Annotated in this window: 10 protein-coding genes; 5 read left to right on the top strand and 5 right to left on the bottom strand. The window is 56.1% G+C overall.

All coding sequences use genetic code 11. From position 1 onward, the window contains the following. Positions 1–59: 59 nt before the first annotated feature. Positions 60–1,022: a helix-turn-helix domain-containing protein gene (locus Q0903_RS15805; protein WP_299416971.1), complete on the bottom strand. Its 963-nt coding sequence runs from the start codon at positions 1,020–1,022 to the stop codon at positions 60–62. 537 nt (positions 1,023–1,559) lie between these two features. Between Q0903_RS15805 and Q0903_RS15810 the strand changes: the two genes are divergently transcribed. Further along, positions 1,560–2,933: an aspartate aminotransferase family protein gene (locus Q0903_RS15810; protein WP_299416973.1), complete on the top strand. Its 1,374-nt coding sequence runs from the start codon at positions 1,560–1,562 to the stop codon at positions 2,931–2,933. Between the two features lie 509 nt (positions 2,934–3,442). On the opposite strand, the gene gyrA is transcribed toward Q0903_RS15810, so the two are convergent. Continuing rightward, complete coding sequence (gene gyrA, locus Q0903_RS15815) at positions 3,443–6,199, bottom strand: DNA gyrase subunit A (RefSeq protein WP_299416975.1); 2,757 nt, start codon at positions 6,197–6,199, stop codon at positions 3,443–3,445. 209 nt (positions 6,200–6,408) lie between these two features. On the opposite strand from gyrA, the gene Q0903_RS15820 reads away from it, so the two are divergent. Continuing rightward, complete coding sequence (locus Q0903_RS15820; protein ID WP_299416977.1) at positions 6,409–7,473, top strand: DUF2855 family protein; 1,065 nt, start codon at positions 6,409–6,411, stop codon at positions 7,471–7,473. Positions 7,474–7,482: 9 nt separating this feature from the next. Here the strand turns inward: Q0903_RS15820 and Q0903_RS15825 are convergent, their stop codons facing one another. Beyond that, positions 7,483–8,430: a radical SAM protein gene (locus tag Q0903_RS15825; protein WP_299416978.1), complete on the bottom strand. Its 948-nt coding sequence runs from the start codon at positions 8,428–8,430 to the stop codon at positions 7,483–7,485. 243 nt (positions 8,431–8,673) lie between these two features. Between Q0903_RS15825 and zwf the strand changes: the two genes are divergently transcribed. The 3 genes from zwf to pgi are packed head-to-tail and all read left to right on the top strand — an operon-like array spanning position 8,674 to position 12,400. Further along, on the top strand, positions 8,674–10,143 hold the full coding sequence (gene zwf / locus Q0903_RS15830; protein WP_299030649.1) for a glucose-6-phosphate dehydrogenase: 1,470 nt from the start codon (positions 8,674–8,676) through the stop codon (positions 10,141–10,143). After that, positions 10,140–10,814, top strand: coding sequence for a 6-phosphogluconolactonase (gene pgl / locus Q0903_RS15835; protein ID WP_299416980.1), 675 nt, complete (start codon positions 10,140–10,142; stop codon positions 10,812–10,814). Before zwf ends, pgl begins: the two co-directional genes overlap by 4 nt. Next, complete coding sequence (gene pgi / locus Q0903_RS15840; RefSeq protein WP_299416982.1) at positions 10,811–12,400, top strand: glucose-6-phosphate isomerase; 1,590 nt, start codon at positions 10,811–10,813, stop codon at positions 12,398–12,400. Before pgl ends, pgi begins: the two co-directional genes overlap by 4 nt. Before the next feature lie 21 nt (positions 12,401–12,421). Here the strand turns inward: pgi and Q0903_RS15845 are convergent, their stop codons facing one another. Then, positions 12,422–13,678: a sodium:proton antiporter gene (locus Q0903_RS15845; protein ID WP_299416984.1), complete on the bottom strand. Its 1,257-nt coding sequence runs from the start codon at positions 13,676–13,678 to the stop codon at positions 12,422–12,424. Positions 13,679–13,743: 65 nt separating this feature from the next. Beyond that, complete coding sequence (locus Q0903_RS15850) at positions 13,744–14,220, bottom strand: thioesterase family protein (protein WP_299416986.1); 477 nt, start codon at positions 14,218–14,220, stop codon at positions 13,744–13,746. Positions 14,221–14,249: the final 29 nt, after the last annotated feature.

Consider the following 14,249-nt stretch of genomic DNA (forward strand, 5'->3'; position numbering starts at 1 on the left):
CTGGGCAGGCACCAGCGAAAGCCGGTCCAACTCAGGAATTTTCGTTTGTTAGGTATGGGTTAGGGCGGTGCCGCCTGCTGGTTATGCTGCGCGGCCTTGCGCGTTTCTGTCGGCGTACAGCCAAACTGGGCACGGTATGCCTTGTTGAACTGCGACTGGTCCGAGAACCCCCAACGGTGGGCGATCTCGGCGATGGTTATAGACCCTTCCACACAGAGATCTTCGCGGGCCCGTACCAAGCGTTTCTCGCGGATAAACCCGGAAACCGATTTGTCTGACCCTGAGAACAACTGCTGCAGATACCGCTGCGAGACATTGCAGGCTTCTGCCACAAGGCCGGAGGACAGATCCTCGTTGCTGAGGTTACTGCGAATAAATTGCTCTGCGCGATGCAGATGCGCGGCACGGATCGTAGAGGTTTCGCTATCAAGCACCCGATCATCTTTGCGGATTGCCAAGCACAACAGATCAAGGATGTGCATACCCGCCGCAGCACGTGCAGTCTCATCCAGGAAATCAACGTGCTGCGCTGTTGTCTTGACCGTATCGAGGAAATAATTTGCAACACCCTCTGTGCCATCAAAGCTTAGCGCCCCCAAACGGTCCGTTGGCCCGATCCGTGCGCGCACACTTTCTGAGGACACTTTCAGCACCAACAGCTCATTTGTTTGCTCGTGCCAGAACTCATAGGGCAGGTCGCCCCGTTCAACCAAAAACTCACCGGGCGAACAGGTCGCGTGGCGTGCGTTCTGATTAAAGCCAACATTCCCCAACCTAGGAATGGTGATCAGCAGGCTGCTTTCGACTTCGTCCAGAAAGTGCCGCTTGTGCCGCTTATAAAGAATGCCATCGCAACGCATTTGTGAAAGGCCAACAATGCCAAGGCTCCACGTGTTAAGATCCCCCGCAAAGGACTGGTCGTTGGTCATCGTTGTCTCAAGGGGAAAGAACGTGTCAGAGACAGCCGCCTGCCACTGAGTGGCAGTCATGCGCTTGTTCGCAGCTTGATCCTTCTGGCTCATCCAATATCCCCCAGACACAATTGACTTATGTGTTGCTGACAACCTAGCACCGTTCCAGCCAACCACTTTGGCAAAAAACGCACAAACTCTTGTGTCACTGGTCATATTGCGCGCATCATCGGGAATGTTCGTGTCTTCAAAGGTCAGAGAACACCGAGAAAATTAAAATTAAAACAATGTTTTATTGGTGCATTTGGTAGGTTCACAACCTGAAAATGTGACGTCAGTTTGTAAAAGGGAAGGTTGCCGAAATCTCAACCTGAGCGGGATTAAGCCTCTTTTCACCCCAAATCTGACCGCAGCTACACCACGAAAACATGGCCAGTTTGCACAGAATCACAAGATGGGACCAACCGTCAGCCAAGGCACTATTTCTGCTAGTCGCTCCAGGACGAAAACGCCTGTCTCACTCGCATGCGCTCTAGGCGCTGTGAGCAAAACTGCTTGCTAACTGAGAGAAAGGGGCGATAGCTTTTAGGAAATTGCGCGGCCCCTCGTGGTCTGCAAAACGCAAACTTTAAGAAAGTGATGCCTGCCATGGATATGCGACCAAACTCAGACGAAGCCCGTGATATTGCATACCATTTTCACGGCTATACTAATGCTCAGTCCCACGCAGAAACCGGCCCGCTGATCATTGAAGAGGGCGAGGGAATCTACGTCACGGACACACATGGCAACCGCTATATTGAGGGCATGTCCGGCCTGTGGAGCGTCGCTGTTGGCTTCAACGAACAGCGTCTGGTGGACGTCGCCAACCAGCAAATGCAGAAGCTGCCTTTCTATCACAACTTCTCGCATCGCTCTCACGGGCCTGCCATTGATTTGGCCGAAAAGTTGATTGAAATCGCGCCCGTCCCAATGAGCAAGGTTTTCTATACCAACTCCGGCTCTGAGGCGAATGACACGATTGTCAAAATGGTTTGGTATCGTTCAAACGCGCTCGGGAAGCCTGAGAAAAAGAAGATCATTTCCCGCCTGCGGGGCTATCACGGCGTGACAGTTGCCTCTGCATCAATGACGGGTCTGCCCTACAATCACAAATCTTTCGATTTGCCAATGGAAGGTATCCTACACACCACTTGCCCGCACTATTGGCGCGAAGGTCGAGATGGTGAAAACGAGGAGGCCTTTGCTACCCGTTGTGCCCAAGACCTTGAAGATATGATCCAAGCCGAAGGCCCTGACACAGTTGCCGCGTTCATCGCAGAACCTGTTATGGGCGCAGGCGGTGTTGTTGTGCCACCCGCCACCTACTGGCAGAAAATCCAGGCCGTTTTGGCCAAGTACGACATCCTGCTGATCGCAGACGAAGTGATCTGCGGTTTTGGGCGCACGGGGAACATGTTTGGCTCTACAACCTTTGACATCAAGCCTGACATCCTGACGATGTCCAAGCAGATCACCTCCAGCTATTTCCCGTTCTCGGCCTTCATGATCAACGATCGTGTGTATGATCCTATCGCCGAGGAAAGTGGCCGAATTGGTGTGCTGGGCCATGGCTATACGGGGGGCGGCCATCCTGTTGGGGCCGCAGTGGCACTGGAAAACATCAAGATCATCGAGGAACGTGATCTGGTCGCCAATGCCGCTGAGCGCGGCGTGGATTTGCAGGCAGGGCTGGCTGAACTTACGTCTCATCCCCTCGTCGGAGAGGCCCGCGGCATTGGCCTGATCGGGGCGCTTGAACTGGTCGCACCTGAGGGGAGGGCAGACGAATTTGTTCCAGGGAAACTAGGTGCTCGTATGAACGCAATCATGCTGCGCAACGGCTTGGTTTCGCGCAATATGATTGACGCGATGGCGTTTTGCCCGCCGTTGATCGTGGGCGCAAATGAACTGGATGAAATTATCCGGATTACAACAAAAAGCCTGAAAGAGCTGGCTGCTGAAATAGACGGGACAGCCTAGGTGTCGCCTCTTTCTGAAATTCCGTTCTTTTGGCACCCGCAGGTCTCGATTTATCACAGGCTGCGTAAACAAGGGAATGCCGTGCAGCAGATGATGTTCCTTTGCCAAGAAGGAGAGCATTTGGATCGGCTTGTTTTCAAAGGTTTACAGCGACGATTGCGGTTCAGAGCTGATCTAAAATGATCGAAATCAGATAAAATCTTGGCCGAGTGGAAGTTTGCTAATTGGTTTTTACGGCTGCGGTCCTGCAGACGCCGCGAAGATCTGATTTCTGCTCTGGTGCGTTTCACTGTAGATGCCGCATATGAAAAGCAGTGGTTGGCTGCGCGGACGGCAAGATCAGCTTTGTCCGCATAGCGGACATCTATCTTTGGGTTCCCAACATTCGTCTCCTTAGCTTCGTGAAACGGCTACCAAACCTGACGACCGCAAGCCGTTTCTCTAAGTGCCCGCAAAGGAAAATGAGCCGCTTCATTGATGAGCGGCTCATTCTATTTCTTGACTAAAGCTTATTCGGCTTCGGGCGGAGCCTCACCCTCATCCTCATCACCTTGATCGGCGATCCATGCGACAGAGACAACGACTTCGTTCTTGCCCGTATCAAACACTTTCACACCACCTGCGCTGCGCGAGCGGAAGGATATCCCCTCGACTGGCACGCGGATCGACTGGCCCTTGGACGTGGCAAGCATGATCTGGTCGTCCATCTCGACAGGGAAGCTGGCCACGATCTGGCCGCCGCGCATGGCTTTGTCCATCGCTGTGACCCCCATGCCGCCGCGTCCGCGCAGCGGGTAGTCGTGGCTGCTGCTCAGCTTGCCTGCACCGTTTTCGGTGATGGTCAGAATGAGGTTTTCTGCGGCCGACATCTCGGCGTAACGCTCTTGTGCCAGTGGCATATCGGCGTTGCCTTCTTCCTCGTCCAGCCCTTCGGCGTCGTCGGCAAGACCCGCCATTGCGCGGCGCATTTTGAGGTAGGCTGCGCGTTCATCGCTGCCCGCATCAAAGTGGCGGATGATGGACATGGACACAACCGTGTCATCATTGCCCAGCTTGATCCCGCGCACGCCGACCGAATTGCGGCTGTTGAACACCCGCACGTCCGTGGCACGGAAACGGATCGCACGGCCCGAGTTGGTGACCAGCATCACGTCATCATCATTGCTGGCGATGCGTGCGTTGATCAGGGTTGTCTGCGCGTGCTCGTCCTCGAATTTCATCGCGATCTTGCCATTGCGCATGACATTGGTGAAATCCGACAGCTTGTTGCGGCGCACTGTTCCTGCAGATGTGGCAAAGACCACTTGCAAGTCGTCCCATTCCTTCTCGTCGCGATCCACGGGCATGATTGCGGCGATGGAAACACCGGGCGGGATCGGCAGAATGTTGACAATCGCCTTGCCCTTGGATGTACGCCCCCCTTGCGGCAGGCGCCATGTTTTGAGCTTGTAGACCATACCATCGGTCGTAAAGAACAACAGCTGCGTATGGGTATTGGCCACAAAGAGAGTCGTGACGACATCTTCTTCTTTGGTCGCCATGCCCGATACACCCTTACCGCCGCGCCGCTGGCTGCGGAAATCGGCAAGCGGTGTGCGTTTGATATAGCCGCCCGACGTGACCGTTACGACCATGTCCTCACGCTCGATCAGGTCCTCGTCGTCCATATCACCTGACCAATCGACAATCTCGGTGCGGCGTGGCACGGCGAACAGATCGCGGGTCTCGGCCAATTCATCGTGAATAATCGCCATGATCCGATCACGCGAGCCGAGGATTTCGAGGTATTCCTTGATCTTGCCTGCAAGCTCTTCCAGCTCGTCGGTGACCTCTTTCACACCGATCTGGGTCAGGCGTTGCAAGCGCAGTTCCAGAATGGCGCGGGCCTGCGTTTCTGACAGGTTGTAAGTGCCATCGTCATTTGCCGTATGGGTCGGATCATCGATCAAAGCGATATATGGAAGAATATCTTCTGCGGGCCAGCGCCGCGTCATCAGCTTTGTACGCGCCTCGGCCGCATCAGCAGAGGATCGGATGGTGGCGACGATTTCGTCGATGTTGGTTACCGCGACGGCCAGACCACACAGGATATGGCTCCGCTCACGGGCCTTGCGCAGCAAATGGGCTGTGCGGCGCGCGACAACTTCCTCGCGGAAGTCGATAAAGCAGGTGAGAAAGCGGCGCAGGGTAAGCGTCTCGGGACGACCACCATTCAGCGCCAGCATGTTGCAGCCGAAATAGGTCTGCATGGGCGTAAAGCGGAAGAGCTGGTTCAGCACCACCTCTGCCGTCGCATCGCGCTTCAGTTCAACCACAACCCGTACGCCGTTGCGATCAGATTCGTCTTGTACGTGGGCGATGCCTTCGATCTTTTTGTCCCGCGCAGCCTCGGCGATCCGCTCGATCATAGTGGCTTTGTTCACCTGATAGGGGATTTCATCAATGACGATGGCCCAGCGGTCCTTGCGGATTTCCTCGATGCGGGTTTTCGAGCGGACAATCACCGACCCGCGCCCCTCAAGATAGGCTTTGCGCGCGCCAGAGCGGCCCAGCATGATGCCACCCGTGGGGAAGTCAGGACCGGGTACGTACTCGATCAGCTCTTCGGAGGTCAGATCGGCGTTCTCGATAAGCGCGAGACATGCATCGATAACTTCACCAAGGTTGTGGGGGGGAATGTTGGTGGCCATACCCACCGCGATGCCACCAGCACCATTCACCAGCATGTTCGGAAAGCGGGCGGGCAGGACTGTCGGCTCTCGGTCCTTGCCGTCATAGTTGTCTTGGAAATCAACGGTTTCTTTGTCGATGTCGGTGAGCAGATAGGCTGCAGGCTTGTCCATCCGGACTTCGGTATAGCGCATGGCCGCGGCGTTATCGCCGTCCATAGAGCCAAAATTACCCTGACCGTCCAACAGCGGCAACGACATCGAGAAATCCTGTGCCATCCGCACCAGTGCATCATAGATCGCGCTGTCGCCGTGCGGGTGGTATTTACCCATTACATCGCCGACAGCACGGGCGGATTTGCGGTAGGGTTTGTCGTGGCTGTTTCCAGCCTCGTGCATAGCATAAAGAATGCGACGGTGCACCGGTTTCAGGCCGTCACGCAGATCGGGAATAGCACGGCTGACGATGACCGACATGGCATAGTCGAGATAGCTTGTGCGCATCTCGTGCTCGATCGTGACAGAAGGCCCATCGTATACAGGCCGCTCTGGGCGGTTTTCGTCTTCGTTTTCAGGTGTTTCTGGCGTGTCGCTCAATGTCTGTCCCAGCTTTGCTGATGTCTTCTATATCTTGCGTCTATGTATAGCGCGAAGCCCATATAAGGTGCAATCCCAATGCAGACATCGGCTGCCCCATCATGCCGAAAAAGCGCAAGTTGGGCGGCGCTATGACGACTGACGCCACGTTATACTGCCCTAGTGCCATTGCGTGGATAAGATCACGGTGAACTTGGGAGGGAACATCGATGCAACGCCTATTGATAGATCAGAAGACCATTACCGAAACACGGCTGGAGGACATTCCGGCAGCCCCACTGGCAGCGGGGCAAGCGCGCCTTGTAATGGAGAGTTTTGCGCTCACCGCGAATAATGTAACCTATGCCGCCTCGGGATTTGCCATCGGGTATTGGCAGTTCTTTCCTACAGGGGTTAAGGGGCAGGGGCTGGTGCCTGTGTGGGGCACTGCGCGCGTGAGCGAGAGCAGCAGCGATACGCTTGCCGTTGGAACACGGCTCTATGGTTTTTATCCGTTGGCCGAACAGGTGGTGATCACACCCCAAACGGACGGGCATGGGGGGATCGTGGATGCAGCCGCGCACCGTGCTGACCTGCCAGCGGTTTACAACCGTTACACACCGCTGCGCAGCCATGACGAGAACGAAGATCATATGCGCGCTCTTTTGCAGCCTCTGCTCGCCACGTCATATCTGCTCTTTGATTGGCTGATGGACAATGATTGCTTTGGTGCAAGCCAGATTATCATTGGCAGTGCTTCGTCCAAGACGGGTCTGGGACTGTGTAAATATCTGGCCGAGCAAAAGGACCGTACCTATAAAATTATCGGTCTGACATCTGAGCGAAACCGCGCCTTTGTCGAAGGTTTGGGGGCCTGTGACACGGTCCTGAGCTATGACGAGATTGCGCAATTGCCCGCCGCGCCATCGGTTTATGTGGATATGTCGGGAAACGCACAGGTCAAAGCGCAAGTGCATGCGACACTGGGTGCAGACCTCAAACATTCATCGGCGGTTGGGATCAGCCACTGGGACCAGTTCAACCCGCAGACGCAGGTTGAAGGGGTGAAGCCGCAGTTCTTTTTCGCACCCGCCCAGATCGCCAAGCGGCGCGAGGAGTGGGGGCCCGGTGTGATGGAAAAGCAGATCACCCAAGCGTGGAAGCGCCTAGCAGCAGATGCCGGGAGCTGGCTGGACGTAAAGCTGCACGACGGAATAAGTCAGGCCGAAGAGGTGTATGCCGCCCTTGCCAATGGTACGGCCAACCCGCGTGAGGGCCACGTCATTAAAGTGTAGGCAGCGCGCCTAGGCAGAGCAACTTGCCCCGCCCAGCACACAGAATTTAGCGCAGTGAGGGTGGTTGAGCGCGACATCGCGCTCTGCCTCCTCCAGTGTCTCGCCCAACTCAAACTCGGGGGCATAGGGCAAGAGCGTGCAGGCAAGTACAGCAGGGCGGTCGGCACCGCGCCGTTTTACCACCATCCGCGAAGATGCGCACATGACTGCTTCAGGGGATTTGTCCAGAATATCCCAGCAGGCTGTGGTGATCTCGGGCACCTCCACGCTCTCGTCCATTTCAGGGAATAACACTGTCATTGCAGGGTTTTGTGCGTCGATGTTAAAGCCGTTCTGTGCATAGAATGCTGCATATCCCGCACGGCTGTCTGAATCGCTGTCGCCGAATACGGAACGTCCGGCAACGGCCATCGTGAACCCGTTTTCGGACAACCACTTCATTCCAGTGACTGTCTTTTCAAACGCACCTGCGCCCCGTTCTGCATCATGCAGATCCGGATTGTAGTGATCCACCGAAATTCGCATTGTTAGCTTGCCCGGATAGGCCTTGTTCAGCCGCAATAACCCTTCGCGCATCTTTTTGCGCATCATCGGCAACATTGCGTTTGTCAGGATCAAAACGTCATACCCACGGGCAAGCGAAGCCTCGGTGATATCGATCATCTGGGGGTTCATAAATGGCTCGCCCCCTGTGAAGGCGATTTCGCGTACCCCCCAATCGCGGGTCTCAAGCTGATCGAGGTAGTCGGATACCTCGGCCGTCGTAATATACACCAGCGCATCATTGGTAGGACTTGAGAGAATATAGCAGTTCGCACATTCGATATTGCACAGGGTCCCCGTATTAAACCAAAGCGTCTGCGGATCGCTCAGGGGTACTGTTGCGCGCGGCTCACCTTTGGCGGTGCGCGCGGGGTCCACGAATTTTCCTTGATTGGCCAGTGCGATATCTTTCACGACTGCGGCCTCCTGCTCATACTCTTTCATTCACTAGATGGGGTAGGCGATCCACAAAGGCAAGAAAAGACCATGTCTTGTGATGCACGCTCTTGTGAAGATCGAATATATTTGTATGTTTGCGCTAACATGTACTGCGTGCTGCATGTGGAAGACCTGCATTTGCTGTTAAACATCCTGCAGCACAGTGGCGGCACAAACATGCGCGGGCAGGGGTCTGCGGGCAATTTGAAAGGCAAAACAATGGTTTCACGCGTCATCCCCGTTGATCTGTTTGATCTGGTGATATTCGGCGGCACAGGTGATCTGGCGCGGCGTAAAATCCTGCCAGGCTTGTTTCGCCGGTTTTGTGCGGGGCAGATGCCGCCAGAGGCGCGGATTATTGGCGCCGCGCGCAGTGAATTGGACCGCGCAGGGTACCGTGCCTTGGTGCGTGAAGCGATTGGCGAGTTCGGAGGCGAGCAAGCCTGTGACGACACCCATCTGGAAGCATTCCTGAACCAGCTTGAATATGTGACGATTGACGCGCGCGGCGAACAGGGGTGGAAAGAACTTCAAACCATCATGGCAGGTACCGAGCGGATCGAGGCCTATTATTTCTCTGTGGCACCCGCCTTGTTCGGTGATATTGCCGAACGGTTGCAGAAATGGGGCATGGCTGATGCGCGCGCGCGTATTGTTGTGGAAAAGCCGTTTGGCCGTGATCTGGACACCGCACGCAGGCTGAATGCAACGCTGGCCACCTATTTTAACGAAGACCAGATCTACCGGATTGATCATTATCTCGGCAAAGAAACTGTGCAGAACCTGATGGCTGTCCGCTTTGGCAACATGCTGTTTGAGCCTTTGTGGAACAGCCAATATGTCGATCATATCCAGATCACCGTTGCGGAAACCGTCGGTGTGGGTGGTCGTGGCGAATATTATGACAAATCGGGTGCGATGCGCGATATGGTGCAGAACCACCTGATGCAGCTATTGTGCCTCATCGCGATGGAACCGCCTGCCCAGTTTTCGCCTGACGCTGTGCGGGATGAAAAGCTCAAGGTGATCCGTGCGCTTGATCCTGTACCATCCTATCAGATTGTGCGGGGCCAGTATCAGGCGGAGCCGTGTAACGAGGCCGAAAATCCGGGATACCGCACCGCAGTTGGCAATCCCCGTTCGCGCACGGAGAGCTTTATCGCACTGCGTACCCAGATCAGTAATTGGCGGTGGGCTGGGACACCCTTCTATTTGCGCACAGGCAAACGTATGGCGGCGCGGTCTTCTGAAATAACGGTGGTGTTCAAAGATACACCACACAGCATTTTTGGTGAAGATGCAGGCCGCCACCGCAATGTTCTGTCCATCCGGCTACAGCCCAACGAAGGTATCACACTGGGCGTGACCATCAAAGAACCGGGGCCGGGCGGTATGAGGCTCATTGATGTGCCGCTTGATATGTCGTTTGCCGAAGCACTGAAGGAAGACGATGTTGATCAAGTGGACGCCTACGAGCGGCTGATCATGGATGTCATTCGGGGCAATCAAACCCTGTTCATGCGCGGAGACGAAGTGGAGGCTGCGTGGGCATGGACCGACCCAATTATTGCCGGTTGGGAGGCGCGAAATGATGTACCAAAACCCTATGACCACGGAAGCACTGGCCCGACTGACGCGGTTGAAATGCTGCGCCGTGAAGGGCGCGAATGGCGCAAGGTGACAGAATGAATATCGTTGAATATCAAAGCCGTGACATACAGATGAAGTCCGTCGCGGCGGCATTGGCCGAAGATCTGCGAACAGCCCTTGCGCAAAAGGGCGTGGTGACGCTGGCTGTACCGGGGGGCACGACGCCAGGGCCCGTATTTGATGCGCTTGCAGCCACCGATCTGGACTGGTCCCGCGTTCGAGTGTTGTTGAGTGACGAGCGGTGGGTCCCTGAAAGTGATGCTCAGTCGAACGCGGCGCTCATCCGTGAACGGCTGATCACAGGTGCTGCATCTGTTGCGAGATTTACCCCGTATTACACCGACGGTATTGGCATTGATGACGCTGCGCAGGATTTGTCCGTGGCGTTGGCTGACATGTTGCCGATCGACGTTCTATTGCTCGGTATGGGTGCCGATATGCACACAGCATCGCTATTCCCCGATGGTGATGGCCTGTCAGAGGCCTTGGCAGAAACTGCACCAATGCTGTTACCGATGCGGATTGCGGGGCAAAGCGTGGCGCGGATAACGCTGACCGCGCCCGTGTTGCGCGCGGCGCTGTCAACACATCTGCTTATCACTGGGCAAGACAAGCGTGATGCACTTGTCGCCGCGCAGGATTTACCCGCAGCGCAAGCACCGGTGCAAACCGTCCTTTCCGTCGCTACAATACATTGGAGTGCACAATGACTCATTGGAAAACGCTTGCCGACCAGTACCAGCAAACGGCTGATCGCCCCATTGGCGCATTGTTCCAAACCTCCAATCGCGCCAGTGATTTTGCTGTGCAGGTTGGGGATATGTTTTTTGACTATTCCAAAACCAATATAGATGATGCCACGCGTGACGCGCTGCTTGCATTGGCCCGCGATGCGGGTGTCGAGGGCATGCGAGAGGCCATGTTCACTGGGGCGCCGATAAACAGCACCGAAAACCGCGCTGTTTTACATACCGCCCTACGCAATCTGGACGGCGGGCCAGTTGAAGTGGATGGCGAGGATGTCATGCCCGAAGTTCTTGGTACTTTGGCGGCGATGCGCACCTACGCACAGAAAATCCGAAGTGGCGGATACACGGATGTGATCAACATTGGCATCGGCGGATCTGACCTCGGGCCGGCCATGGCCGTTCGTGCGCTGGCACCCTATCACGATGGGCCACGCTGTCATTTCGTCTCGAACGTAGACGGGGCGGATATTGGTGATACGCTGCGTGGGCTGGATGCCAAAACGACACTGGTTATCGTCGCCTCCAAGACCTTTACCACCATTGAGACCATGACTAATGCCCGTACAGCGCGGGCGTGGATGAAGGATCATGGCGGCGATCCTGTTGTGCAATTTGCAGCCCTGAGTACATCGGCCGAGAAAACGGCAGAGTTCGGGATTGATCCTGATCATGTATTCGGTTTTGCCGACTGGGTTGGTGGGCGCTATTCGGTTTGGGGGCCGATCGGCCTGTCCCTGATGATCGCAATCGGGCCAAAAGCGTTTGATGCGTTTCTGCGCGGCGGACAGGCTATGGACACACATTTCCGCGCGGCTGACCTGCACGAGAACATGCCGGTCCTGCTGGCGCTGGTCGGCATTTGGCACAACCAGATTTGCGGCCATTCTACCCGTGCGGTACTACCCTATGATGAGCGTTTGGGGATGCTGCCCAGCTATTTGCAGCAGCTTGAGATGGAATCGAACGGCAAAGGCGTGCAGCGCGACGGCAGCGATAGCCCACGGCACACAGGGCCCGTGGTCTGGGGGGCTGCGGGGACCAATGGCCAGCATGCATTTTATCAGTTAATCCACCAAGGGACGCGTGTAATTCCATGTGAATTTCTGCTCGCCGCGCAGGGTCACGAGGACGAGCTGGCCCACCACCATCAATTGCTGGTGGCCAACTGTCTGGCGCAATCACAAGCGTTGATGCAGGGCCGTTCGCTGGATGAGGCACGCGAAATTGCCGCTGCCAAAGGCTTTTTGGGAGACGCGTTGGAGCGGCAGGCACGCCACCGCGTATTCAAGGGAAACCGCCCTTCAACAACGCTGCTGTATCCGCTGTTGGATCCGTTCACACTGGGCCAGATTATTGCGCTCTATGAGCATCGTGTGTTTGTTGAGGGGATTATTCTGGACATTGTATCGTTTGATCAATGGGGCGTTGAACTGGGCAAAGAGCTTGCCACCTCCTTGCAACCCGTTGTCGAAGGCCGCGAGGACACGTCCCAGCAGGATGCCTCTACTGCCCAGCTGGTTGACTTCATACATCGCCATCGCGACTGAGCTGCAAGCGACTGGCCTGCGCTACATCATATCTGGCGCACGGCCCAAGCGATTGGCAAGTCGCGCGACTGTCAGTCCTTGAACGATGATCGAAAAGATCACAACAACGTAGGTGCAGGTCAGGATCAACGGTTTCCATTCGCCTTCTGGCAAGGACAGTGCCAGCGCAACGGAGATACCTCCTTTTAGTCCGCCCCATGTCATTATGGGTACGACCCCTGCGTTAAAGCTGCGAAAGGGGCGCAGCATCGCGATGGGAACAGCAACAGCGACCAGTCGGGCCACCAGCGCAAGGCCGATCGCAGCAACAGCTGTCAGCAGCATGTTGCCCTCAAACGCGATAGCAAAGACCTCAAACCCGATCAGCAGAAACAGCACTGCATTCAGGATTTCGTCAATCAGCTCCCAAAATCCGGCGACATAAGTGCGGGTCTGGGCGGACATGCCTTCCGACGTTCCCACGTCTCCGATCAGCAAGCCCGCGCATACAGCCATAATCGGGGCTGACACATGCAGCCAGACCGCCAATTCATAGCCGCCAAATGCAAGGCCAAGGGTAAGCAAGACTTCGAGCGGATAGTCATCAATCCGCCGCATCACCCGAAAGGTGAGCCAGCCAAGCACAAGTCCCAACACCGCACCGCCCACGGCCTCCTGAAAAAACAAGATCGCAGCACCTGTGAGCGGATCGCCCGCTGGCCCGTGGGCATCGCCATGGGGGAAGGCGAGGCCGACCAACACAAGAAACACCACGTACCCCACGCCATCGTTAAACAGGCTTTCCCCTGCAATCTTTGTTTCAAGCGCCTTTGGCAGATCAGCCTCGCGCAAGACACCCAGCACGGCAACCGGATCAGTTGGTGAAATCAGCGCACCGAACACCAGCGCAATCAGCAGAGGCATCCCCGTCAACCAAGAGAAGCCGATCCCCACGATCAGCGTCGACAGGGCAATGCCCAGCGTGGCCATCAGAAAGACAACGCGCCACTGCGCGCGCAGATCGCCCAGCTTGACGTGCAACGCCCCTGCAAAAAGCAGCAGGCCCAGCATCCCTTCCAGCAACGCCTCGGAAAAGTCGATGCCAGTGACGATGCCGCGAACTGTGTCTGCAATGCCGAGGGTCGGCAGCACCAGATCAAGGCCCAGCAAGACAAAAGACGCCAGCAGCGACACCACGAGGATACCGATGGCGGAAGGGAGACGCAAAAACAGATGATTGATCGCGCCAAAGCCACCCGCAAGTACGATCAAGAGGGAGGTGATTTGTAGAAAATTCATATGGTGCGCTCCGGACTGGCCTGCCTCTGTCGTGTCACGTCAGCGGCTGGGGCGCAACGGCTGGGCTAACCTGATGCACCATCAATCTGTGTGAACCGCGTGCGCAGCCAGTCGGGCAGGCGGCGCCGTGTGGTGCCATCACGTTCCAGCGTGACAAGAATGCAATCAAAGGTGGCGCGCAGTGTGCCGCCCGCCCAGATCTGTTGTTGCAAGGTATACGAAGTGTTGCGAAAGGCGGTACATCCGCACGTCGCCACATAGTCCTCGTCCATACGGACTTCGGCGTGATACCTGATCTCGCCCGAGCGGATCACAATGCGCGGCGCATCTGCATCGCCGTCATAGCGCGATATGCCCCATTCCTGCGAATAGCGAATGCGCAACCGCTCGAACCACTCCAGATAGGCCACGTTGTTGACGTGATTAAGAACATCGAGTTCTGAGAACCGCACGCGATCGGCAATGGCCAGCGGCTGTGGCTGCGGGATGCCAAATGCGCGCTGTTGATCCGAGGATAGTGGTACGTGATAGGGCAGGGTCATCCGCACTGCCTATTCGGTTCGGAACTAAC

The organism is uncultured Sulfitobacter sp., assembly GCF_947502895.1.
Taxonomy (GTDB): domain Bacteria; phylum Pseudomonadota; class Alphaproteobacteria; order Rhodobacterales; family Rhodobacteraceae; genus Sulfitobacter.